Genomic DNA, 19,880 nt, shown 5'->3' on the forward strand with positions numbered 1-19,880 from the left:
AGGCCTGGGAAAGGGCGGTGCCCGGGACGGCCGCCGTCGCTGGCCGTCCCGGGCACCCTGCTCACTAGTGGCAGAGGATGAGGCTGAGGTTGCTGGGGGTGACCGAGGCGCAGCCCAGGACGGTCAGCGTGCTGCCGCCGCCGCCACCGCCGCCACCGCCGTGGCCGCCGCCGGGAGCTTCCAGGGACTGGAGGTCGAGAAGAACCATGGTGTTACCTCGCTTTTTTGAGAGACCGGAACGACTAGTGGCAGAGGATGAGGCTGAGGTTGCTGGGGGTGACCGAGGCGCAGCCGAGAACGGTCAGCGTGCTGCCGCCGCCGCCACCGCCGCCACCGCCGTGGCCGCCGCCGGGAGCTTCCAGGGACTGGAGGTCGAGAAGAACCATGGTGTTACCTCGCTTTTTTGAGAGACCGGAACGACTAGTGGCAGAGGATGAGGCTGAGGTTGCTCGGGGTGACCGACGCGCACCCGAGAACGGTGAGCGTGCTGCCTCCGCCACCGCCACCACCGTGGCCGCCGCCGCCGGTGGGGGCTTCCAGATTCTGGAGGTCGAGAAGTACCATCTTTGTAGTTACACCTCCTTCAGTGACTCGTAGGAGCGAAGCCGCTCGGCGGGTTCGTGCGCAGGCAGTGCCGTGGACAGGGCTCCTGCGCCGCCGGGCGGCTCGGTAAAGGGGAGGAACACCGGGCGCTCACTCAGCGCGGTGCTCACTGCGAACAGGACTCCGGCCGTGCCGGTCGCGAAGTCCATGGAAAGCCTGAACAGTTGGTTTCCGGGGAAGGCCAGCCCGCCGCCGTAGGGCAGCGCGTGCCAGCCGAGTCCGCGGATCTGCTCGGCCAGGTCGATGTCGGGATCGTGCGGTGCGGGTCCCAGTCCCGTGCCCAGGGTCGCGACCATGCCGGCCCGGCCGGTGAACAGCCCCGACTGCACGAAGTATCGCCCCTGGGTGACGAGCCGGCAGGCGCCGAGCGCGGTCCGGAAAGCCTCGTCCTCGCGGTGGGCCAGGTAGCGGGCGAGGACCAGGGCGATGCCCACGGAGCCCTCGTCCAGGTAGGGGAGGGTGCGCCAGCCCTGGGTGACCTGGAGCGTGCCGTCCTCGCTGGAGGAGCACCGCCGCAGGTCCTGCCGGAGGGCCACGGCCGCCCGGTCGAGCAGCGCCGTGTCACCGGTCCGCTCGTAGGCGTGGAGGAAGAGCAGCGCGGGGCCCGCGGAGCCGTACATCAGCCCGGCGCGGGGATTGGCGCCGCCGCTGATCTCCGGCACGTCGTCGGGTCCGCCGAGCCTGTCCGAGCAGATGTCGACGATCCGGAGCCCCAGCTCGGTGAACGTCGCCTCGCGGGCCGTCCCGCCCAGGTGGAGGAGGTTCAGCCCGATGCCGGCGAGCCCGCCGAACAGGCCCAGTTCGAGCGAGTCCCACTTCTCCCGCAGGCACAGATCCACGGTGTCGATCGCGTCCTGGCGGTGTCCGAGCAGGTCCAGGACGTAGGCCACGCCGTGGAGCCCGTCGTAGAACCCGATGCCCGTTCCCGGATCCGGGGCCGGCGCGCGTCGGCGCAGCCAGTCCTCGTACTCGGGGAGGCGCGGTGCCCCGGCGGCGTCCAGCGCGTAGAGCACTCCCGCCGCGCCGTAGGCGAGGCTCACGCCCCCGCCGGGCTGGAACTGGGCCACGTCGCCGGGGAAGAGCCGATCCTCGCGTTCGGGAGTGGCGCTCGCCAGGATCGCCCGGCACATCGCCTCCCTGATCTGCGGCCAGCCGTCCCGGCCGAGCCGGGGCAGGGGTCGCACCGTCATCGGGTCGGCGCCGGCGATGGTCCGGACGGCCTCGTCGATCACCTCCGGCGCCACGGGGAAGGTCTCGGTGATGAGCCCGGCCAGCTGGACCACCTTGGTGCGGTCCAGAGGCAGCATGATCGTGAGCTGGGGGGCGAACAGTCCCAGGCAGAGGCAGGCGAGGGCGTAGGCGTCGATGTCGACGCCGTGTCTGCCGGGCGGCGCGCTGAAGGCCGGATGGCCGAGGGCGGCGCGGGCACGGTCAGCGGAGAGGGTCGCGACCTCGTAGTCGATCAGAACCAGGCGGCCCTCCCCACTGATGAGGATGTTGCTGGGGTGCAGGTCCCCGAAGACCACTCCCCGCTCGTGCAGCGACTCGACCGCCCGCCGGACCTGAGGGAGCGTGTCGAGCACCCACGAGGTGTATTCGGCGAGGGTCTCCTGGTCGCAGTTCGCCCGGGTCAGGGGGTACTTCCGCACGAGGAGCCGTTGCAGCGGGTTGCCGTCGACGAATTCCTGGACCAGGAAGTGGTGCTCGCCGAGGGTGAAGTAGTCGAGCAGTTGCGGCACCGAGTCGAGTCCGGCCAGGCGATCCAGCATGTCGCGTTCGTGCGCCAGGCGCGTCACGGAGTCGCGGCCCGCGGCGTCCAGTCCGGCGTGCGGGCGAGCCTCCTTGAGCACCACCTGCTCGCCGCTGCGCGTGTCCCGCCCGAGATACACGCCTCCGCCGTTGGAGAACTGGATGACGCTCTCGATCTCGTACGGCAGGCCGTTGGTGGTGACCGCGTTGCGGGCCGCCAGATGAGGTTCCAGGAACGCGGGCAGCGTCATCCAGGACGGCAGGCTGAAGGACGGCCCCCGCACGTCGGGGACCAGCCGCCCGTCGACGTCCTCGATGGCGAGCACCTGCTCGCCGTTCTCACCCAGGCAGTGCCGCGCCGCGAAGCCGCCGTACCGCACGAAGAGCGGGCCCTCGCCGTAGCGCAGATCGCTGAGGATATAGGGCCCCTCGACGCCCCGGAGCAACTCGTCGAGCTCCTTCAGCGTGAGCTCAAGCTGGGTCTCGTCCAGGGGGTAGATCGTCACGAGCTTGCCGCTGGACCCGCGGGGGGCGGCCTTGGAGTTCAGCATGGTCATGACCGAGCGGCTGCGCAGGAACTTGAACCCGATGCCGCGTGGCACGCAGTAGTCCCAGACGGTCTCCACGGCGCGCTCGGCGTCCTCCAGGCACGCCGACACATGGATCTTCCAGCCCTGTGACGGCGTCTGGCCGGCGAGGGGCGCGTAGTGCATCCAGGTGTCGGTCGCCTGGTGCCCCCAGCCGTCCGGAACATCCCGGGCGGTCAGCGCAAAATCGGGGTGATTGCCTCGGCGGCCGTCAAGCGTGTCATAAAAGAGCGGATCCGCCAGGCAGTAAAGCTCATACTGGTCATCCACGACATTCTCCCTGCTGTCTTCCAGAAGAGAGACTTACGGATAACCCGAGGAATCACTAGTTACAAACTAAACCATTCATATGTGCGAATCTCACAGGTCTAGTCGTGACGGTGTGAGCTACCTGCGCTTTTATGGTGGATGTGAAAGTTATTCGGGAAAATTAACCGGCAATTCGGCGATCAGGACAAACCAGCCGTCCTCGCCGGCTGTGACGCGCACCGTGCCGCCGAGCTTGCCCACGCGGTGCCGCAGATTGCCCAGGCCACTGCCGGTGGACTCCGTCTCTCTCCCGGGAGCCCCGGAGCCGGCCCTGCCGTCCGCCTCGTCGCCGGCTCGCCGGTTCGCTCTGTCGTTGGCGATCGTCAGCCGTAGACGGCCGCTGTGCTCGGTCAGCTCGATCGCGCATCTCGTGACCCCGCTGTGCCGCAGCATGTTCGTGACGCTCTCGCGGACCACGGTCCCCAGCGTGGCGCTCACGTCTCCGGGCAGGTCGGTGACGTCCATCCGTACCGAGCAGTAGGCCCCGAAGTTCGACAGGAGGGTCTCGGCCCGCATCGTCTCCCCCTGGAGCGAAAGCTGCCGATAGACGGTCGACACGTTCCGTACGGCGTGCGTGGCGTGCTGCACCGCCTGCAGGATCTCGCTCAGCTCCCCGCGCAGGCGTGGGTCGCCGGCCGCGTGCCGGTAGGCCAGCTCGCTCCTGATGGAGACCAGCCAGAGCCAGTGCCCCACGAGATCGTGTACGTCGCGGGCGAACTGCTCCTGCTGCTCCTGTGCCAGGGCGACGGCGCCGTCCTTCTCGGCGCGGAGCCGTCTGATCCGCAGCGTCAGAAAGATCATGATGCCCAGTGAGATCAGGAAGATCCCAATGGCGACCATTCCGGCAAAGCTCGTGGGATGAAACATCTACCGACTCTCACCGGTGGAACGGCACAGACGATAATAAATTAGAAAATTTTCAGCCTTCGGGGTAGGGGCGATACTCCAGGTTATCGGCAGACCAGAAAGAATCATATCGAACCATGCCATAGCATGCTTCGATAACGTATTTAATCAGCTGCGAGCGCTCCGACGGCTCCCGCCTCCGTCGCGAGGTGAGGCGCCGGAGTGGATGCCCCCGGTGCCGGACGCGGTCACCGGGGAGACGACCGGCCCCCCGCCGGGCGATGGGTTCTCAGCGGGTTCTCAGCGGGTTCTCAGCCGAAATCGAGCGGCACCGGAGACAGCAGCCAGGCGCCGCCCGCCAGGGAGGCCGCCGCCACGAGCAGGAACAACAGCACCCAGAACCCGCCGGGCAGGAAGGTCAGCCGGGCCAGCTGGTCGGCGTCGGAGTCGGGGGCGCGGCCGTGACGCCGCTTGCGCTGCAGCTCCATGATCGGCCGGAAGCCCCCGAGCAGGAGGAACCAGACCGCCAGATAGGCCAGGACCGCGTCCATGTCGGGCGCCGCGTACCAGGTGAAGGCGAAGATCGCGCCACCGGTGACGAGCAGGCTCACCACGCCGAACAGGTTGCGGATCATCAGCAGCATGCAGAAGAGCAGCCCGATCACGAGGGTGATCAGCACCGTCACGTAGCCGGAGGAGGTCAGCCACGCCCCGCCGAGCCCCAGCAGGGACGGCGCGACGTATCCGGCGGCGGCGGTCAGGATCATCCCGGGACCGGTCGGCCTGCCCCGGGTCAGCGTGACGCCCGAGGTGTCGGAGTGCAGCCGGATGCCCTGCAGCTTGCGCCGGGTGAGCAGCGCCACCAGCGCGTGCCCGCCCTCGTGGGCGATCGTGATCAGGCCCCGGGAGAGCTGCCACGAGGTGGACCATGACACCACGACCAGTGCGGCCAGCGCGGACAGCAGCACGACCAGCGGGGGAGGCCCCGCACCGGCCGTGGTCAGAGTCACCCAGACCTCGGACAACGTTCACTTCTCCTTCTCGGCGTCGGAGCAAAGCGTCCCATGGGAGGTGGTCTGCTCGCGATAAAGTCGTGGCTGTGCGGAACATGATTCCGGAACTGACGGACGCCGAAGCCTCCACCTGGTGGCGCGATCTGGGCCTGCCCGGTCTGGCGGATGTGCACGTCCATTTCCTGCCCGAGCGCATGGAGCGCCGAGTCTGGCACCACTTCGAGAACGGTGGCCCGCTGATGGGGAAGGGGTGGCGGATACATTACCGGGTGTCCGCCGAGGCGCGGGTCGCGCGGCTGAAGGACCTCGGGGTGAAGGTGTTCTCCGCCCTGGCGTACGCGCACCGGCCCGACATGGCCGAAAGCCTCAACGCCTGGACGCTCGACTTCGCCCGCCGTACCCCCGGATGTCTCCCCTCGGCCACCTTCTACCCCGAGCATGGGGTCCTCGACTACGTGCGGGACGCGCTCGACCGCGGTGCGCGCGTCTTCAAGGTCCACCTCCAGGTGGGCGACTTCGATCCCAGGCTGAAGGAGATCGACGAGGTGTGGGGGTTGCTGGCCGAGCGGGGTGTCCCGGTCGTCGTCCACGCCAGCTCGATCCCCCTGCCCGGCCGGTGCACCGGCCCGGAGCCGATCACCGAGGTGCTGTCCCGCCACCCCCGCCTGCCTGTGATCATCGCGCATCTCGGCATGCCGGAGTACGACGAGTTCTTCGAGGTGGCCGAGGCGTTCCCCCACGTGCGGCTCGACACCACGATGGCCTTCACCGACTTCTCCGAGCGCCGCATGCCGTTCCCCGCACGCCTCAAGCCGCGACTGCGTGACCTCGGGCTGGCGGGCAAGGTCCTGCTCGGCAGCGACTTCCCGAACATCCCGTATCCCTACGCGCACCAGCTCCAGGCGCTGGAGCGCCTCGACCTCGGCGACGACTGGCTGCGAGCGGTGTGCTGGGACAACGCCGACCGTCTCCTCGATCTCGCTCCCGACTACACTCGGCCACCAGGCCAGGGATGATCGGGAGATATTTGTGAACGAGGAGAACGTCGCCCTCATCAAGAGGTTCTACGACGCTTTCGGGCGCCGCGACGCCGACGCCATGGAACGGTGCTACCACCCCGACGCGACCTTCGGCGATCCCGTCTTCCAGGATCTCGAAGGCCGGGACAAGGTCATGGGGATGTGGCGGATGCTTCTCGGCCGCAGCGCCGACATCACCGTGACCGCACGCGACATCACCGCGCAGGACCACGAGGGCACGGCGCACTGGACCGCCCATTACACCTTCAGCCAGACGGGCAGGCCGGTCGTCAACGAGGTCGACGCCCTGTTCCGCTTCGAGGAAGGACTGATCGTCCGGCACCACGACGAGTTCGACTTCAGGCGGTGGTCGAGGATGGCCATGGGAAAGCCGGTCGGGCTCCTCTTCGGCTGGACCCCGATGTTTCGCGCCACGGTCAGGGGCAGGGCGACGCAGTCACTGCAAGAGTTCATGAAGGCCTGACGGGGAGACGCGTGTGACCGACCGGCGAGTGCGTGGCCTGCGGAGCCTGGTCCGCGGACGTTCCGGCGTCGTCCGCGACTCTCCCGAGCGGTCGATGGACCCCCGCTCCACGGACGACAAGCCCATCCCGCCCCGGTCGCACATCATCGACAACGCGATCTACGTGAACGGCTGCCGGACCACGACTCCCGAGTCGCTGCCAGAAGCCTTCAAAAGCCTGAAGAACACTCCGGGCAGCATGGCCTGGATCGGTTTCTACCGGCCCGAGGACGCGGTGATCCTCAACGTCGCCGAGGAGTTCGACCTGCACGAGCTGGCGGTCGAGGACGCCATCGTCGCCCACCAGCGGCCCAAGGCTGACCGCTACGGGGACACGCTGTTCGTGGTGCTCCGCCCGGCCAGATACCTCGACGAGGCCGAGGAGGTCGACTTCGGCGAACTGCACGTCTTCGTCGGCCACAACTTCGTGATCACCGTACGGCACAGCGAGGCCCCCGACCTCTCCCAGGTCCGCAGCCGGATGCAGGACGACCCCGAGCTGCTCGGCCAGGGGCCGCAGGCGGTGCTCTACGCCATCCTGGACGCGGTCGTGGACGGCTACGCCCCCGTGGTCGCCGGCCTGCAGAACGACATCGACGAGATCGAGGTCCAGGTCTTCGGCAACGAGCCCGGCGTCTCGCGCCGCATCTACGAGCTGTCGCGAGAGGTGATCGAGTTCCAGCGGGCCACCCAGCCGCTGCTCGGCATGATCGAGGGTCTCATCGCGGGGGCGGTCAAATACGGGGTGGACGGGGAACTGCAGCGATACCTGCGCGACGTGGCCGACCACGCGATCACCGTGGCGGAGCGGGTCAGCGGCTTCCGCCAGATGCTCCACGACATCCTCGTGGTCAACTCCACCATGGTCGCCCAGGCCCAGAACGAGCACATGACGAACCTCACCGAGGCCAGCAACGCCCAGAACGAGGAGGTCAAGAGGATCTCCGCCTGGGCCGCGATCCTGTTCGCGCCCACCCTCGTCGGAACCATCTACGGCATGAACTTCGACGTCATGCCCGAGCTTCACTGGGCGTGGGGCTACCCGTTCGCGGTGCTCCTGATGGCGGGGGTCTGCACGACCCTGTACATGGTGTTCAAACGCCGCGACTGGCTGTAGGCGTCGAACACCGGGACCTGTCGCGAGCGCCGGGCGCCGGACCGGCGGCGGGAAGGTCCTCGACCCCGGGCGAGCCCGCCGCCGGGCGGTGGCGGGCCGCTCCGGCAGCCGCGGGCCGGGATCAACCGAGCAGCTTGCGGGCGGCTTCCTCGATCGTGTCCTCCGACAGCAGCACGTGCTTGGCCGCGTCGCCCAGCGGGATGAAGCTGTCGGAGGAGGTCACCCGGGCGATCTTGCCGGTGAAACCCCTGTCGAGCAGCTCGGCGATGACGGTCTCGGAGACGCCCCCGGTGCGGCGGGTCTCGTCGGCGATCAGCACCTTGCCGGTCAGCTCCGCCGCCCGCATCAGGTCTTCCACCGGCAGCGGGGAGAGCCAGCGCAGGTCCAGGACCCGGCAGCTGAACCCCTCCGCGGTGAGCCTGACCGCGGCGCGCAGGCTCATCCGCAGGCCGTTGCCGAAGGTCACGATGGTCAGGTCGCGGCCGTCGCCGTAACTGCGGGCGCGGCCGATCGGGATGTGGGTCTCCGCCCAGCGGGCCGGAGGGACGTACGGCGAGAGCCAGCCCTTGTCGTCGTCCTCGAACAGGTCGCGGGTGTTGTAGAGGGCGATCGGCTCAAGGAAGACGCAGACGCTGCCGTCGGCGCGGGCGGCGGCCAGACAGGTGCGCAGCATCGAGGCGGCGTCGTCGGGCCGGGCGGGGGAGGCCACGACCAGACCGGGGATGTCACGCAGCGCGGCGATGGAGTTGTCGTTGTGGAAGTGACCGCCGAAGCCCTTCTGGTAGGCGTAGGAGGCGACGCGCACCACCATCGGGTTGCGGAAGGCGCCCTGGGAGAAGAAGGAGAGCGTCGCGGCCTCGCCCCGGATCTGGTCGAGCGCGTTGTGCAGGTAGGCCAGATATTGGATCTCGGGCACCGGCAGCAGCCCGGAGACCCCCGAGCCAAGGGCCAGGCCCAGCACGGCCTGCTCGTCGAGGTGCGTGTCGAACACCCTTCCCAGGCCGAAGCGTTTCTGCAGGCCCCGGGTGACGCCGTAGACGCCGCCCTTGCGGGCCACGTCCTCACCGAGGACCAGCATCTCGGGGTGGACGGCCAGAGCGTCGGTCAGGGTCCGGTTGATCGCCTGGGAGAGGGTCAGCGGACCCTCCTGCTCGGGCAGCCTGCCGCCGAAGGCCCTGCTCCTGGCCTCCGCCTCCGCGGCCACGGCGCTGGCCTGCGCGACGGCCGCGGGCGTGCGCGGGGCAAGCGGCTCCATGATCTCTGCGGCCGAGATCAGCCGGGGTCGCCGCGAGCTCTCCATGGCCATCTTGAGCAGGTGCTCTCGCGTCGTCTCGTAGCGGAGCAGCAACTCGTCGGGGGTGATCAGACCGGCCTCGACCAGCAGGCGCGCGGTCGCGACGAGCGGGTCACGCTCCAGGTCGCCGTTGATCTCCCGCTTCGTCCGGTAGGACAGCTCCACGTCGGAACCCGCGTGGCCCATCAGCCGGACCGTGCTGACGTGCAGCAGGGCCGGGGCACGGTGGGTGCGAACGTGCTCGGCGGCGCTCTTCGCCACGTCGTGGATGTCGGCCAGGTCGCAGCCGTCGGCCGCGAAGTAGCGAAGCAGCGGGTGGTGGGCCCCCTCGACCCATCCCTGCGGGGTGCGCACGCTGATGCCCAGGCCGTTGTCCTCGCAGACGAACAGGATCGGCATCCCCAGGCCCTGATAGGTGCCGTAGGCGGCGGTGTTGAGCCCGGACAGGGCGCTGGCGTGGTTGATCGAGGCGTCGCCGAAGCTGCACACCGTGATCGCGTCGTCCGGCCAGGCACTCGGCAGGCCGAGCTGGCGGGCACGCTCGATGGCGAAGGCCACGCCCACCGCACGAGGGAGGTGGCTGGCGATCGTGGACGTCTGCGGGATCACCGCCAGGCCGGGGTGGCCGAAGACCTTGTGCCGCCCGCCCGCCATCGGCTCCTCGGCCGCGGCGGTCAGGCCGAGCAGCACGTCGCGCAGCCCTTCCTCGGGCAGGCGCCCCGCCATCGCGGACCGGGTCAGGTAGAAGGCCCCGGAACGGTAGTGAAGGAGGGCGGGGTCGGTGGTGCGCAGCGTCGCGGCGATCGCGGCGTTGCCCTCGTGCCCGGCCGAACCGATGGTGTAGAAGCCCTGGTCCTGCTCGCGCAGCCAGCGCGCGGTGACATCCAGGAGTCTGCTGCCGAGTTGGAACTCGAACAGCTCACGGCAGCGAGCCCCGGTCAGGCTCGTGCCCTCTCGCACCGGCAGACCGGGATCGCGTGGGGCCCCGGGGGAGAGGGCGGCCACCGCCTCGGTGAAATGAGTCTCAACACTGTCGCGGACCACGGTCTGATTATGTCCTCATCGTCGGGTCTCGTCCTCAACCTTGACAGGTTTGGCCCGCCACGGTCAGTGGATCGATCCTATTCGACAGACCTCCATAACAGATTGTCAGATTTATGAACTCATGACTTGTTATAGCCGTCTACTTGGTGGAACGACGTGGCACCCTCAAGCCGCGTGAAACCAACGGGAAGGACGGAAGGCCCGAATGGTCAAACGCATTCGTGTCGCCGTCGTGGCAGCACTGGGCATCGCGACGCTGGTCGCGGGCCCGGTCACGACGGCATCAGCGGGGACGAGCATCGCCGACCCCGCAGTCACCACAGTGTCGGTGAGCCCCAACCCGATCGTGGTGAAGGGCTCCGAGACGGTGAAGGTCACCTTCACCGCGGAGACCAGGGACGACGCGTCCAAGGTCACCGGTGTGATCAAGCCGGAAGTCGGCGTCGAGACCAGGTTCGACCTGTCGAAGGACGCGGACCTGGGCTCGGGCAAGGCCAGGTGGAAGTACTCCAAGGACTTCAACCGCCAGTCAACCCCCACCACGTGGACCTTCCAGGCGGTCGTGGGCGACTCGACGCCCGTGTCCACCGGCTTCAGCGTGAAGCAGGTCTACGAGACCGACTTCGACGACATCGCGGCGACCCCCTCGGTCGTGAGCGAGGGCGGATGGGTCACCCTCAGCGGCGTGCTCAGGCAGAACGGCGCCGGCGGCTGGGCCGCCGTGCCCGACGCCAGGGTCCATCTCGCCTTCAGGCCGCTGGGCGGTTCCTACAGCCGTCTCCCCGCCAGCGTGGAGACCAACGGCCAGGGCAGGTTCTGGCTCAAGGCCAAGGCGTCCAAGTCGGGCCACTGGCGAGCCGAGTACGACGGCTCGCCGACCCGCCTCGAGGCCAGGAGTGAGACGGACCGGGTGGACGTCAGGGCCGAGGCCCGCTCCAGCCGGATCGTCGACTTCGGCGCCAGGCCCGATCCGGTGACCGAGGGCGACAGGCTGAGCGTCGGCGGCCGCCTGCAGCTCGACACCCGGCACGGCTGGGACGGCTACCGGGGCCAGAAGGTCGCCATCCTGTTCCGCGCCGACGGCTCGTCCCGCTGGGGCCAGGTGGGCAGCGACTGGACCGACCACAACGGGCGCTTCGGCGTCGCGGTGACGGCCAGGCGTTCGGGAGACTGGCGTGCCGAGTTCCGCGGCGGCGACGGTGTCAAGGGCAGCGGCAGCCGTACCGACCACGTGACGGTCCGCAAGCCGGAGCCCGCGCCGGAGCCGGAGCGTGCGGCCAGCCGGGTCATCAGCTTCAACGCCTCACCGGAGCCCGTCCGCTACCGCAAGTACCTCAGGTTCACGGGCAAGCTCCAGGTCGACGACGGGGGCTGGGAGGGCTACCGGGCCAAGGTCGCGCTGTACTTCAAGGCCACGGGCTCGACGAAGTGGCGCTACGTGAAGACCACGTCGGCCAACGGCAGCGGCAAGCTCTACACCAAGACCGTGGCTTACGGTTCGGGTTACTGGAAGTTCGTCTTCAAGGGCGACGACGACTTCTACGGTGACTCCAGCCGCAGTGACTACGTCAAGGTCAGGCGCTGAGCTGAGATCCAGGTCCGAGGCCCCGGCCCGGACCTGACATGCGGCGGCCCGGGTGCTCGAGCACCCGGGCCGCTTTTCTGCCTGACGCGGCGGTGTTCCCCCTCGGTTCCCCCTCGGTTCCCCCTCGGTTCCCCCTCGGTTCCCGCTCGGTTCCGCTCGGTGGGGCCGTACGGCGAGACGGCGGTGTCCGGCTGGGGCGAGAGGGGTCGGTGGTGCCCGATTTCACTTGCGGACGCAAACGGTAAAACAAGGCAAAACTTGCGGTGATGCGTCCGCCATATCCGGCGAACGGGACAAGTATTGAGGTGAGCGGCGGAACATAGGAGTCACAATGCGCGCAGGTGACGAAGGGCGGCCAGTGGTCGTCGGGTACGACGGTTCGAAAGCGAGCGAGCAGGCTCTCCGGTGGGGGATCGAAGAGGCCCGGATGCGATTCGACCCCCTGGTCGTCTGCTACGCCTGGCAGTGGCCGTCCCTCTCGATCCCCTTCAGCCGGGAGACGGCGGAGATCATACGGCGCATGAGCCGGCATGTGCTCGGCATGGGGGTGGATCTGGCGCGTGACCTGGCTCCCCGGGTGCGGGTCCTGGGTGAGGTGGTGGAGGGGTCGCCGTCGGCCGTGCTGGTGAGCGAGTCGGTCGCGGCGGAGATGGTCGTGATCGGACCCCGAGGATGGGGCGACGTCGAGGAGTCGCGGATCGGCCCGACCGCGGTCCAGCTTCTCTCCCACGCGCGCTCCCCGGTGACCGTCGTCAAGGAAGCCTCCCACCCGCGCACCAACCGCGTGGCGGTCGGCGTGGAGGGCGTCAGCCCGGGATCGCTGGAGCTCGCCGTGGCGTTCGAGGAGGCGAGGCTGCGCAAGGCGTCGCTGCTGGCGGTCTGCCTCTGTCCCGAGGGCATGGAGGACACGCGGCAGCCGGCCGTTCGCTTCAACACCAACATCGCGGTGTGGGAGGAGAAGTACTCCGGGGTGAACGTGGAGACCGTCGTCGAGACACACCCCCACGCGGAGGTGCTCCGCCGTGCGGCCGATCGCTCGGACCTGCTGGTGATCGGCGACCACGAGAGCGACGACCCGGTGGGGCTGCCGATCGGCCCGCTCTGCCAGTCGCTGCTGCGGGAGGCGTCGTGCCCGGTCGTCGTGGTCCCGTCACGGATGCTGTCCATGTCCCCGTGGTGAGAGGGCGGCGAGAGCGCCCCCTCCGGCGCGTCCCCGGTTCGTGAGCCCGTCGCCGGAGCCCTCGGCGGAGCAGCGCGGTGGCGAGGGCTCCGGCGATCCGGTGTTTCCGTCGCATGGGGATTCGGCGCGATTTTCCGTGAGAAGCGGGTAGACCTCGAGACCGAGTGGCGTGAAGATAAGCCGAGGGTCGTCGCCGGTACCCGTGGGTGACGAACGGCTGGCGGGTGACTTGGGCCTGCTCCCCGTCGCGTGCCGCGTTTGACGAAGGGCTTGCCGGAATCACCGTTCGCCAGGGTCTGACCACGACGAAATGAGGGCCAGGATGGGCGCGTTTCAGGGGTTTCACCATGTCAAACTGCCCGTCGCCGACGTGGCGCGCAGCCGTGACTGGTACGTGCGCGTCCTCGGGTTCACCGTCACCATCGAGTTCGTCGAGGAAGAGGTCCTCATGGGTCTCGCGCTGAGCGACCCGGGTGAGACCGTCCAGCTCGCGATCCGGCAGGACCCCGCGCGGGCCGCGGCGCTCTCCGGATTCGATCCGATCGCCCTGCGCGTTCCCGCCCGCGCCGATGTGGAGAAATGGCGGCGGCGACTCGACGACCTCGGTCAACCCCACGGCGGGATCGTCACCGGGCACAAGGGGGGATCGGTGCTCGTCGGCCTGCACGACCCCGACGGCATGGAGATCCGGCTCTACGCCGACTGAGGGCACACCGGCCGGCCCGGGGTCGCGCCGTGGCCGCGTCGCCTCCCGAGGCGTGCTCGTTCCGAGGTGTGCTCGCTCCGAGGCGTGCTCGTTCCGAGGTGTGCTCGCCGCCGGCGAAGGGGCGGGCGCCGGATGCCCCGATGGAGCGGCCGAGCCGACCTCGTGGAGGACGCGGTGGTCGAGGTCACCGTACCGGGGCGATCCGCGCCCCGAAGTAAACAACTTGTTTGCTTCATTTAGTTGACAACGGATCGTTTTAAGATCCATGCTGTCCGCATGTCCACTGAGCCTGATCAGCCGTTCGATCCCTTCACCCCTCCCGATCCGGGGCAGGCGCGAGCGCACCGCGTGTACGCGTCCCTTTTCCGCATCGCCGAGCGGCACGCGGCCACCGAGGCGCAGCGTTCCCGGCAGGTCCATCCCGAGGTCCTCGGACCGCACGAGGCCATCAGGCTCGTGTCGGTTCTCGCGGGCGGTGCCGCCGAGCACGAGGAGACCGAGCCGGAGGTGGACGACGCCGACATCACCGCCGCCCTGACCCTCATCCCGCTGGCGCGGGCGGAGATGGACCAGCTGGAGGCCGGGCTCCTTCTCATGGCGCGAGGCCGTGGTCTCACCTGGCAGGAAATCGCCTTCGGCCTCGGGCTCGGCACCTCCCAGGCCGCCAGGCAGCGCTACGAACGGCTGTCCGGCCGCCTGGCCGCGGAGCCGGACCGGAACGCGCCCCAGGGGACTCCGGCCGACCACCCGTAGGTCTTCCGGGGGCGGGTGTCCCGGCCGCCGGGCTGGAGGGAGTCCGCCGCGATCTCACCTCACCCGACGGGCGGCACCGCACCATCGCCTCCGTGGCCCACGCCTGGGGCTTCTCGGACGCCGGCCACTTCTCCCGCGGGTTCCACCACGCTTACGGCGTGCTGCCCGGCGCCTGGCAGCGCACGGCACGCCGATCCCGCCCGTGAGAGGCGTCGAAGGGAGATTCGGGGTCGTGGCGCGAGCTCGCCGGCGCGCTACCGGGCGGCGGTCACCTGAGGGGCCGTCGCCGGTCCCACCAGGGGATCGCCGCGGATCCGGGACGAACGACGGTTAACGAACCTTAACCCTGTACGTCCGCCAGTGCCGCGCGGGCCATGCCGCGCAGCAACTCGGCCATCGCCGCGGGCGCGAGCTCGCCCGCGCTGTGCGGGGTGGAGTTGAGCAGGCCGAAGACGGCGTGGGTCGCGGCGCGCAGGCGGGGCGGCGGGCAGGAGGGGTAGAGCTCGCTCAGCACGGTGACCCACTCCTCGACGTAGAGCCGCTGGAGGCGGCGGATCCGGCGGCGGGCGGGTTCGGGGACGTTGCCGAGCTCGCGATCGTGCACGGTGATCAGCGCCGGATGGCTCAGCGCGAACTCGATCTGGCCGGTGAGCAGGGCGTCCAGCGCGTGCTCGGCGTCGGGGGCCTCGGTCACGCGGCTGGTGGCCGAGGTGTGCAGGCGCTCGCTGATGTCCAGCAGCATCTCCGCCAGCAGGGCCTCCTTGCCGCTGAAATGCCGATAGAGGGCGGGTCCCGACGTGCCGACCGCGGCGCCGATGTCCTCGATGGAGACGCCGTGGAAGCCGCGCGCCGCGAACAGCCCGGCCGCGGCGTCCAGGATCTCCGCGCGCCGTGACCCACGATTGCGGGTAGGGCTCTGGGCAGTCGTCACCTCTCGCATGGTAGACGGTAACGTTAATAATGACTAACATCTGCATCGGAGTTAGTGACCATTAACCCACGGCGACGGAGCCGGGCAAAGGGGGCTCACATGAGTGGCTGGCCGGTGCTGCGAAGCGCCTGCGATCCAGGGGGTGAGGGCTTCAAGGGCAACGCCGAGGTCAACGAGCGCCTCGCCTCCGACCTGAGGGAACGGGTCGCGGTCGCCGCGCTGGGAGGCCCGGAGAAGTCCCGGGACAGACATGTCTCCCGGGGCAAGCTGCTGCCCCGCGACCGCGTCGACTCCCTGCTCGACCCGGGCTCGCGATTCCTGGAGCTCTCCCAGCTGGCCGCCACCGGGCTGTACGGCGACGAGGCCCCCGCGGCCGGGATCATCACCGGCGTGGGCCGGGTCTCCGGCCGCGAATGCGTGGTCGTCGCCAACGACGCCACCGTCAAGGGCGGCACCTACTACCCGATCACGGTCAAGAAGCACCTGCGGGCCCAGGAGGTCGCCCTCCACAACAACCTGCCGTGCGTCTACCTCGTCGACTCCGGCGGCGCGTTCCTGCCCAAGCAGGACGAGGTCTTCCCCGACCGCGAGCACTTCGGCCGGATCTTCTACAACCAGGCCACCATGTCGGCGCGGGGCATCCCGCAGATCGCCGCGGTCCTCGGCTCCTGTACGGCGGGCGGCGCCTACGTCCCGGCGATGAGCGACGAGGCGGTGATCGTCCGCAACCAGGGCACGATCTTCCTCGGCGGCCCGCCGCTGGTGAAGGCCGCGACGGGGGAGGAGGTCTCCGCCGAGGAGCTGGGCGGCGGCGACCTGCACGCCAGGGTCAGCGGTGTCACCGACCACCTCGCCGACGACGACCGCCACGCCCTGAAGATCGTCCGTGACATCGTGGCCACCCTCGCGCCGCGCACCCCCTCCCCGTGGGACCGCGTCCCCGCCGAGGAGCCGCTCCACGACCCCCGCGACCTCTACGGCATCGTCCCGGCCGACACCCGCACGCCGTACGACGTACGCGAGGTCATCGCCCGTCTCGTGGACGGCAGCCGGTTCCTGGAGTTCAAGGCCGAGTACGGCGCCACACTCGTCACCGGGTTCGCCCACCTCCACGGCCACCCCGTTGGGATCGTCGCCAACAACGGCATCCTGTTCGGCGAGTCCGCGCTCAAGGGCGCCCATTTCATCGAGCTGTGCGACCGCCGCAACATCCCGCTGGTGTTCCTGCAGAACATCAGCGGGTTCATGGTCGGCAAGGCGTACGAGGCCGGGGGCATCGCCAAGCACGGCGCCAAGATGGTCACCGCCGTCGCGTGCGCCCGGGTGCCCAAGTTCACCGTGGTCATCGGCGGCTCGTTCGGAGCCGGCAACTACGCGATGGCCGGGCGCGCCTACTCACCCCGCTTCCTGTGGATGTGGCCCGGAGCCCGCATCTCGGTGATGGGCGGCGAGCAGGCCGCCAACGTGCTCTCCACGGTCGGCAACGCCGACCCCGACGCCATCCGCGCGCAGTACGAGGAGCAGGGCAACCCCTACTACTCCACCGCCCGCCTCTGGGACGACGGGGTCATCGACCCCCTCGACACCCGCACCGTCCTCGGCCTGGCCCTGTCCGCCTCGGCCAACGCCCCCCTCGACCCCGTCGGCTACGGCGTCTTCCGGATGTGACCATGACCCACCCATCGGCTCCTCACCCCTCACCGGGAGCGCCCGGAATGTTCGACACCGTTCTCATCGCCAACCGGGGCGAGATCGCCCTGCGGATCATCCGTACGCTCAGGAGGCTGGGCATCCGCTCCGTCGCCGTGTACAGCGACGCCGACGCCGGCGCGCGGCACACCCGCGAGGCCGACGTCGCGCTGCGGCTCGGCGGCGGCTACCTCGACATCGGCCAGATCCTGGCCGCCGCCGCGGAGACCGGAGCCCAGGCGGTGCACCCCGGCTACGGCTTCCTGGCCGAGAACGCGGCCTTCGCCCGGCGGTGCGCCGAGGCCGGGCTGGTGTTCGTCGGCCCGCCGCCGGAGGCCATCGAGGCCATGGGCGACAAGATCCGCGCCAAGGCCACCGTCTCCGCGGCCGGAGTCCCCGTCGTCCCCGGCGGCGCCGAACCGGACGACGACCTGGCCGCCGCCGCCGAACGGGTCGGATTCCCCGCGCTGATCAAGCCCTCGGCGGGCGGCGGCGGCAAGGGCATGGTGCTGGTGCACTCCGCGGCGGAACTGCCGGACGCGCTGGAGTCGGCCCGCCGTACGGCGGCCGCCGCGTTCGGCGACGCGACGCTGCTGATCGAGCGGTTCGTGGAGAACCCCCGGCACATCGAGATCCAGGTGATGGCCGACACGCACGGCAACGTCATTCACCTGGGCGAACGCGAGTGCAGCCTCCAGCGCCGCCACCAGAAGATCATCGAGGAGGCGCCCTCCCCGCTGCTCGACGCCGCCACCCGGGCGAGCATGGGCGCGGCGGCGGTCGAGGCCGCCAGGTCCGTCGGCTACGTCGGCGCGGGAACGGTCGAGTTCATCGTCCAGGGCACGACCGCCGACTACTACTTCATGGAGATGAACACCCGGCTGCAGGTCGAGCACCCGGTCACCGAACTGGTCACGGGGCTGGACCTGGTCGAGCTCCAGCTCAGGGTCGCGGCCGGCGAGCCGCTCCCGCTCGCCCAGGACGAGGTACGGCTGAACGGCCACGCCGTCGAGGCCCGCGTCTACGCCGAGGACCCCTCCCGGGGCTTCCTGCCGACCGGCGGCCGGGTCCTCGCGCTCCGCGAGCCCGAAGGCGTCCGCGTGGACTCCAGCCTGATGGTCGGAGGAGTGGTCGGCAGCGACTACGACCCGATGCTGTCCAAGGTCATCGCCTGGGGACCCGACCGGGCCGGCGCGCTGCGGCGGCTGGACGGGGCGCTCGCCGCGACGACCGTGCTGGGCGTGCCCACCAACATCGCCTTCCTGCGCGCGCTGATCAACCACCCCGAGGTGGCCGCCGGAGACCTCGACACCGGCCTCGTCGAGCGCCACCTCGACGAGCTGGTCCCCGGCGAGGGCGTCCCCGCCGACGTCCTGACCGCGGCGGCCCTGGTCCTGCACCAGGAGCACGTGCCCTCCGTGCCCGCGGATCCGTGGGACGTGCCCGACGGCTGGCGGCTGGGCGAGGCCGCATGGACCACCTGGCGCCTGGAGAGCCGCGACGGCGTGGCCGAGATCCGGGTGCGCGGCCTGCCCGAGACCGGAGCCGAGGTCCGTTCGCTCGACGGCGACCCTGACCCGTCGCGGGCGACGCTCTCGCGGGACGGCGGCGATCTGCTGGTCACCCACGGCGGGACCGCGCGCCGCTACGCCCTCGCCAGGGACGGCGGCACGATCTGGCTCGGCCGCGACGGCGACACCTGGGCGCTCACCCGCCGCCATCTGGGCGACCCGGCCGACCGCGCGGGCGTGGGCGGCAGCGCGGACGGGGTCGTCCGCAGCCCGATGCCCGGCACGGTGCTCGTGGTCAAGACGAGCGTGGGGGAGCAGGTCGCCGAAGGGCAGCCGCTACTCATCGTCGAGGCGATGAAGATGGAGCACACCGTGACCGCGCCGATCGCCGGGGTGGTCGCCGAACTGCCGGCCCGAGCCGGGCAGGCGGTCGGGATGGACGCGGTACTGGCCGTGGTCCGGCACGAGGAGGCGTCATGATGCGTGAGCCGTACGGGATCAGGGCGGAAGGGCTGCCGGAGCGGGTCACGATCTACGAGGTCGGGCCGCGCGACGGGCTGCAGAACGAGTCGGCGGTGATCCCCGTCGAGGTCAAGGCGGAGTTCATCGCCCGGCTGGCCGCCGCAGGGCACCGTGTGATCGAGGCGACCAGCTTCGTGCACCCCAAATGGGTGCCCCAGCTCGCCGACGCCTCCGAACTGCTGGCGGGCCTGGACCGGGTCCCCGGCGTGCGCTACCCGGTGCTCGTGCCCAACGAGCGGGGCCTGGACCGGGCACTCGAACACGGCGTCCAGGAGATCGCGATCTTCGGAAGCGCCACCGAGACCTTCGCCGCCAAGAACCTGAACCGGACGCTTGACTCGCAGTTCGAGATGTTCGAGCCGGTGGTTGCGCGGGCGCTGGAGCACGGCCTGAAGGTCAGGGCCTACGTGTCGATGTGCTTCGGCGACCCGTGGGAGGGGCCGACGCCGATCGACCAGGTGGTCACCGTGGGGCGCCGCCTGCTCGACCTGGGCTGCTTCGAGCTGTCGCTCGGCGACACCACGGGCGTCGCCACCCCCGGCCACGTGAGCGCGCTGATCGGGGCCTTCGGCGGACCGTCGCGGCTGGCGGTGCACTTCCACGACACCTACGGCCAGGCACTGGCCAACACCCTCACCGCCCTCCGCGAGGGCGTGACCGTGGTGGACGCCTCCACCGGAGGCATCGGCGGCTGCCCGTACGCCGAGAGCGCCACCGGCAACCTCGCCACCGAGGACCTCGTCTGGATGCTGCACGGCCTGGGCATCGAGACCGGCCTGAACCTCGAGTCGCTGGTCGAGACCAGCACCTGGCTGGCCGCGAGACTCGGCCGCCCCAGCACCTCGCGGGTCGTCCAGGCCCTGGAGAAGAACCCGGCGCGCTGAGCGGCCGACCACTAC

General features: G+C 70.0%; 19 protein-coding genes. 11 read left to right on the forward strand and 8 right to left on the reverse strand.

Features of this window, described 5'->3' with window-relative positions; translation table 11 throughout:
- Positions 1 to 64: 64 nt before the first annotated feature.
- From J2853_RS03230 to J2853_RS03255, 6 genes are all read right to left on the reverse strand, one after another.
- Positions 65 to 208: a SapB/AmfS family lanthipeptide gene (locus tag J2853_RS03230; protein WP_307554798.1), complete on the reverse strand. Its 144-nt coding sequence runs from the start codon at positions 206 to 208 to the stop codon at positions 65 to 67.
- A gap of 34 nt (positions 209 to 242) precedes the next feature.
- Positions 243 to 386, reverse strand: coding sequence for a SapB/AmfS family lanthipeptide (locus J2853_RS03235; protein WP_307554798.1), 144 nt, complete (start codon positions 384 to 386; stop codon positions 243 to 245).
- Positions 387 to 420: 34 nt separating this feature from the next.
- Positions 421 to 564 carry a SapB/AmfS family lanthipeptide gene (locus tag J2853_RS03240; protein ID WP_307554800.1) on the reverse strand — a complete coding sequence of 48 codons (144 nt, stop codon included), beginning with the start codon at positions 562 to 564 and terminating at the stop codon, positions 421 to 423.
- A gap of 8 nt (positions 565 to 572) precedes the next feature.
- Positions 573 to 3,209, reverse strand: a complete 2,637-nt coding sequence (gene lanKC, locus J2853_RS03245) for a class III lanthionine synthetase LanKC (RefSeq protein ID WP_307554802.1) — start codon at positions 3,207 to 3,209, stop codon at positions 573 to 575.
- 147 nt (positions 3,210 to 3,356) lie between these two features.
- Positions 3,357 to 4,088, reverse strand: coding sequence for a sensor histidine kinase (locus J2853_RS03250; protein ID WP_307554805.1), 732 nt, complete (start codon positions 4,086 to 4,088; stop codon positions 3,357 to 3,359).
- Positions 4,089 to 4,405: 317 nt separating this feature from the next.
- Positions 4,406 to 5,119: a M50 family metallopeptidase gene (locus J2853_RS03255; protein ID WP_307554806.1), complete on the reverse strand. Its 714-nt coding sequence runs from the start codon at positions 5,117 to 5,119 to the stop codon at positions 4,406 to 4,408.
- 83 nt (positions 5,120 to 5,202) lie between these two features.
- On the opposite strand from J2853_RS03255, the gene J2853_RS03260 reads away from it, so the two are divergent.
- The 3 genes from J2853_RS03260 to J2853_RS03270 are packed head-to-tail and all read left to right on the forward strand — an operon-like array spanning position 5,203 to position 7,766.
- Positions 5,203 to 6,123, forward strand: coding sequence for an amidohydrolase family protein (locus J2853_RS03260; protein ID WP_307568584.1), 921 nt, complete (start codon positions 5,203 to 5,205; stop codon positions 6,121 to 6,123).
- Positions 6,124 to 6,136: 13 nt separating this feature from the next.
- On the forward strand, positions 6,137 to 6,610 hold the full coding sequence (locus J2853_RS03265) for a nuclear transport factor 2 family protein (RefSeq protein WP_307554808.1): 474 nt from the start codon (positions 6,137 to 6,139) through the stop codon (positions 6,608 to 6,610).
- Between the two features lie 13 nt (positions 6,611 to 6,623).
- Entirely contained in the window at positions 6,624 to 7,766 is a 1,143-nt protein-coding gene (locus J2853_RS03270) for a magnesium and cobalt transport protein CorA (RefSeq protein WP_307554810.1), read from the forward strand.
- Positions 7,767 to 7,887: 121 nt separating this feature from the next.
- Here J2853_RS03270 and J2853_RS03275 read toward each other — a convergent pair whose 3' ends face one another.
- Positions 7,888 to 10,104, reverse strand: a complete 2,217-nt coding sequence (locus J2853_RS03275; protein ID WP_307554812.1) for a thiamine pyrophosphate-dependent enzyme — start codon at positions 10,102 to 10,104, stop codon at positions 7,888 to 7,890.
- Between the two features lie 205 nt (positions 10,105 to 10,309).
- On the opposite strand from J2853_RS03275, the gene J2853_RS03280 reads away from it, so the two are divergent.
- The 5 genes from J2853_RS03280 (at position 10,310) to J2853_RS03300 (ending at position 14,534) form a co-directional block, all read left to right on the forward strand.
- Positions 10,310 to 11,689 (forward strand): hypothetical protein, encoded by a 1,380-nt coding sequence (locus J2853_RS03280; RefSeq protein WP_307554813.1) that lies wholly within the window; start codon positions 10,310 to 10,312, stop codon positions 11,687 to 11,689.
- A gap of 331 nt (positions 11,690 to 12,020) precedes the next feature.
- Entirely contained in the window at positions 12,021 to 12,869 is an 849-nt protein-coding gene (locus J2853_RS03285) for a universal stress protein (protein WP_307554815.1), read from the forward strand.
- Between the two features lie 322 nt (positions 12,870 to 13,191).
- Positions 13,192 to 13,575 carry a VOC family protein gene (locus tag J2853_RS03290; RefSeq protein ID WP_307554818.1) on the forward strand — a complete coding sequence of 128 codons (384 nt, stop codon included), beginning with the start codon at positions 13,192 to 13,194 and terminating at the stop codon, positions 13,573 to 13,575.
- Between the two features lie 276 nt (positions 13,576 to 13,851).
- Positions 13,852 to 14,328, forward strand: coding sequence for a DNA-binding protein (locus tag J2853_RS03295; protein ID WP_307554820.1), 477 nt, complete (start codon positions 13,852 to 13,854; stop codon positions 14,326 to 14,328).
- Positions 14,329 to 14,360: 32 nt separating this feature from the next.
- Positions 14,361 to 14,534 (forward strand): helix-turn-helix domain-containing protein, encoded by a 174-nt coding sequence (locus tag J2853_RS03300; protein WP_307568586.1) that lies wholly within the window; start codon positions 14,361 to 14,363, stop codon positions 14,532 to 14,534.
- 134 nt (positions 14,535 to 14,668) lie between these two features.
- Here the strand turns inward: J2853_RS03300 and J2853_RS03305 are convergent, their stop codons facing one another.
- Positions 14,669 to 15,268, reverse strand: a complete 600-nt coding sequence (locus J2853_RS03305; RefSeq protein ID WP_307554821.1) for an SACE_7040 family transcriptional regulator — start codon at positions 15,266 to 15,268, stop codon at positions 14,669 to 14,671.
- A 90-nt stretch (positions 15,269 to 15,358) separates the two neighbouring features.
- Between J2853_RS03305 and J2853_RS03310 the strand changes: the two genes are divergently transcribed.
- From J2853_RS03310 to J2853_RS03320, 3 genes are read left to right on the forward strand one after another with little or no spacing between them, the layout of a single operon-like run.
- Positions 15,359 to 16,927, forward strand: coding sequence for a carboxyl transferase domain-containing protein (locus tag J2853_RS03310; RefSeq protein WP_307554822.1), 1,569 nt, complete (start codon positions 15,359 to 15,361; stop codon positions 16,925 to 16,927).
- A gap of 47 nt (positions 16,928 to 16,974) precedes the next feature.
- A complete protein-coding gene (locus J2853_RS03315; RefSeq protein ID WP_307554824.1) occupies positions 16,975 to 18,939 on the forward strand; it encodes an acetyl/propionyl/methylcrotonyl-CoA carboxylase subunit alpha in 1,965 nt (654 codons plus the stop codon).
- Positions 18,936 to 19,865 (forward strand): hydroxymethylglutaryl-CoA lyase, encoded by a 930-nt coding sequence (locus tag J2853_RS03320; protein WP_307554826.1) that lies wholly within the window; start codon positions 18,936 to 18,938, stop codon positions 19,863 to 19,865. The genes J2853_RS03315 and J2853_RS03320 overlap by 4 nt, the downstream gene beginning before the upstream one ends.
- The last annotated feature ends 15 nt before the right edge of the window (positions 19,866 to 19,880 follow it).

This window comes from Streptosporangium lutulentum (assembly GCF_030811455.1).
GTDB classification, from domain to species: domain Bacteria; phylum Actinomycetota; class Actinomycetes; order Streptosporangiales; family Streptosporangiaceae; genus Streptosporangium; species Streptosporangium lutulentum.